Origin of the sequence: Myxococcus sp. AS-1-15 (assembly GCF_020037055.1) — a bacterium.
Classification (GTDB): domain Bacteria; phylum Myxococcota; class Myxococcia; order Myxococcales; family Myxococcaceae; genus Myxococcus; species Myxococcus fulvus.
Genome location: NZ_JAIQDF010000007.1, coordinates 101860 through 105527, shown reverse-complemented (window position 1 = coordinate 105527; position 3668 = coordinate 101860). Strand labels below are relative to the sequence as shown.

2 protein-coding genes and 1 tRNA gene are annotated in these 3668 nt (G+C 64.9%); 2 read left to right on the top strand and 1 reads right to left on the bottom strand.

The window, feature by feature from the left end:
• Positions 1 to 51: 51 nt before the first annotated feature.
• Positions 52 to 507 (bottom strand): hypothetical protein, encoded by a 456-nt coding sequence (locus K8625_RS20490; RefSeq protein WP_223783649.1) that lies wholly within the window; start codon positions 505 to 507, stop codon positions 52 to 54.
• 492 nt (positions 508 to 999) lie between these two features.
• On the opposite strand from K8625_RS20490, the gene K8625_RS20485 reads away from it, so the two are divergent.
• Positions 1000 to 1073: transfer RNA gene (locus K8625_RS20485), tRNA-Arg, on the top strand.
• A gap of 547 nt (positions 1074 to 1620) precedes the next feature.
• Positions 1621 to 3159: a hypothetical protein gene (locus K8625_RS20480; RefSeq protein ID WP_223783648.1), complete on the top strand. Its 1539-nt coding sequence runs from the start codon at positions 1621 to 1623 to the stop codon at positions 3157 to 3159.
• Positions 3160 to 3668 lie beyond the last annotated feature (509 nt).

Genomic DNA, 3668 nt, shown 5'->3' with positions numbered 1-3668 from the left:
GTGGAGGGAACACGGCCCGCGCTCGAGGAGGAGCGCGGGCCGGAGCGTCGCTCAACAGTGGCCGAAGTCGAAGGTGAGGTACCAGTTCGTCTCGACGCCGGATTTGTAGCCCACGCCGCAGCGGCAGATGTCGGTGCCGACCGAGTAGGTGTAGTACCCGTCGCTGTAATAGGTCGTCTCGACGTTGAGGAAGTAGGGGCAGATGTACGGGCCGTTGGGGCCGCCAGGGTTGGTGGGGCCGCCGCCCGTTCCAGCGTCCTCATCGGTGCCGGCGTCCTCGCTGCCCGCATCCTCGCTCCCGGCGTCCTCCTCGCCCGCGTCCTCCTCGCCTGCGTCCTCTTCTCCCGCGTCCTCGGACGCTCCGCCATCCGGGTCACCCCCCGCGTCGTCGAGGAGGAAGCGGTCGTCTGCGAAGGGGAGGGCCTCGGGGGCGGCATTGCCTCCGCAGCCCGTCAGGGCGAGCAGGGTGGAGAGCAGTGCCACACGGCAGGACGGTCCTGGTTGCATTCACGACTCCTCGAGGGGCTGCGTGGGTGCGGGGGCATCCGCGTCGCGACGCCCCAACCAGGCCGCGACGAGGTGGCGCAGGAGCAACGCGAGCGTCAGTGGAGCCAGCATGGTGCCTTCCCCCGGGAATCCTGGCGGGTGCTCCAGGGACTGAGCGCTGGTGACGCTCCTGGGTGGAGACCCAGCGTGAGCGAGGCCTTACGGGCAGGTCCATCCCAGGAATGTGGGGGCGCCCGGCCTCTGCGCGGTTCACGCCGGGTCCCGTGGCCCACGGCGTGGACGGGCGATCTGTTGATGGGTGGACGGAGCCCTGGCGGTCGGTGCCGCGAACCCGTACGTAGGGTCCAGCAGGGACGTACCCGGTGTCGATCTGCCGGAATTCGACCGGATTCGGTGCGCTTGGGCAGCCGGGCGAGGGGGGACGTACGTGGTGCTTGAGGTACCCCGGGGCTCTTGCTAGAAAGCGCCGTTGTTTCAGGCGTTTGTTGGCACGACCCCGTAGCTCAGTTGGATAGAGCGGCGGTTTCCTAAACCGCAGGCCACAGGTTCGATTCCTGTCGGGGTCACTCGCCAACTCCCTGGAACCCCAGCGGTTTCCTGGGGCGGCGGAGGATGTCGCCGGTGAAGTGGCTCCCGGCGTGGCGTCCACGTGGCGTTGGGCCTGCGCGGCGGCGAGTTGGAACGCCCAACGCAGGACCACCGGTCCAGGAACCATCGCCTTTCGCGCTGCCTTGGAGCCTCCCGTCCGGATGTCAGCGCAATGCCTGACATCCGGACCGACAGACGGGTAGGGCAGACGCTGCTGCTTGACGAACTGCGCGACCTGGCGCTCGTTCGCCTCGGACACGGGAAGCCCCCGCGCCATCGCATCGAAGACTTTGATTCGGACCCACTCCACGACTCGGACGGAAGCGGGAGTTCAGGAATGCCGCTGCCCTCCGCGACATGCTATCCGAGAACAGCTGCACATCGAAGGTCGATGAAGGATGACATTTCGAGCAGGGCTGGACCTGGACATCAATCACATTCTCGCTCAAGCTCGGAATCCTCCCATCCCAGGAGCATTCAATGAGAGGCATATCTCCGTGGGCCCTAGCGAAGACACTCGCGCTCGTGGCCTTGCTGACGACCTCAAGCGCCCTCGCGCAGAGGACCGTCACCTACAACAGCTCTAGCGGACTCTCGACCGGCATCTGCAACGTCTTCAATCTCTCGACGCCTGCGAAAGTCAACGACATCATTCATTACCCGGTCTCTGGAGGGGCCAGATTCAATGGCAGCGCTGTCATCCTCGAAGCCCAGGCAGGAAACACCTCAGCCTCGAACCTGGGAACGGCCTATGCCCTGAAGGTCGGGTTCAAGGCCGGACGCAAGTACACCCTCGCGGTGACTGCGTCGAAGATCTCAGATGATCCTGTGTCCAGCCCCCATCTCATCTTCTCTGTGCGCACGTCGCTCCCTGCGCCCAATGAGACCCAACCCACGAGCTGCGGGCCCGTTGGCGCGGACCGCTGGTCGATGCTGCTGGATGACGTCGTGGGGGCGGCCTACATCAGCTCGGCGACCGCCAGCAACTACCCCCTCACCGAGTGGACCGCCAGCGAGGACCTGGACTACCTCTTCGTCCTGGCGACCCAGGGCTCCAGCACGAAGTCGACGCAGGTCTTGATCAACAAGATCTCCATTACGGAGACGATTCCTCCCGTGTTCTCCCTCACCCCTGCGTCCATCGCCCTGGCGTGCGGGGACACGTCGGCGCGGACCTTCACTGTGAACAACCTCGGAGGAATTCCGAACGTCACGGCGTACGAGTGGGACCTTGGCTCGGCGAGCAATGGCTGGCTCCACCAGGGCGGACCAGCACCGGCCACGCTGACGACCTCCGAACCGTCCCTCACGTTGACTCCCAACTGCGGAGCTGCTCAGTCGGGCATCGCCGTCTCGGTGAAGGCCGGGAGCACCACTCATGGGCCCTATCGGTCCAGCGTGGCGAACTCTGGCTACCCCACGATGGCTATTACAGGCCCCGACATCCTTTGCGCCGCGACACCCCAGGAGTATCGAGTTACAGGGCTGCCTTGTGGTGCCTCCGTCGTCTGGAACTCAAGCAACCCGACCTTGGCGACGGCGACCACCCACGGCAACAACACTGGAACGCTCGCTCGAGGTCCTCAAATCGGCGATGTCGACCTGACCGCGACCATCTCCGGCGCCTGTGGAACCACCACCCTCACCAAGAGGGTCCGTTCTGGCCCCTACTCATTGACCCGGCCCTACGGAACCCTCACTTTCGAGACCAATGCAGGCTCCTACAGGACGGTGGAGCTGGTGACCGGGACGGACTTCTACGGTTGGACCTACGGCACGAATGGCTTGCTGCTGCGGGCCTCCGTGACCAGCCCAGGCATCGGTGGGTACTGGCTCCTGGGGGAGCCCACGGGATCGAGCGCCGAGGTCCTGTCATTTGAAACGACGGATGTAGGCAGGACCGCCATCGTGCGATTCAACCCCTTTGCGCCGGGGGACAAGGTCGTCCATATGACGTTCTACACGACCGCCAATGGCTGCAGCAGTGGCGGCGCCAACAGCCACTGGCTCTTCTATCGAGGAAGCAGCGGTCTCGCGCCAACAGGCGCGTCTACCCCCCGGTGACGCGCGGGGCGAAGGCCTTGGGCCACGAGGAAAAGGAGTCTCCCTGGTCCCAGCATGAGATTGCCCAGATATGACATTCACGCTCCATGATCACCGCGGCGATGCTCCCATCCATCCGCGAGACGGCCTCTGCGGTGCTGGGCTGGCCGGCATCGGCGCTCGCTGGACGTTCGGCCAGTAGTGGCGGGCAGCTCGCTATGGCCTCAGAGCGGGCTGCCCTCTCCCATCCGGCTAGTCCACTCCTCCCTGGCCACAATTTGGCACGCAGCGCGCGGGAGAGCCGCAGCACTGCATTCCCGCTGGGCAGGTGACAGTCTTTCCGCAGATGGCGGGCGCGTGATAGCTCTGTTCAATTTCAACGAGTTGCGCTTCCGACGCGTTCTCGGTGTCATCGACGGGCCCACCACACCCGAACATCAATCCAAGCGCCAGCAGACCACCAGTCATGAGCAACTTCATGGATTCCCCTCCGTTGCAGTGGTAATGCAGTGGCGGAATCTAGCACTCAG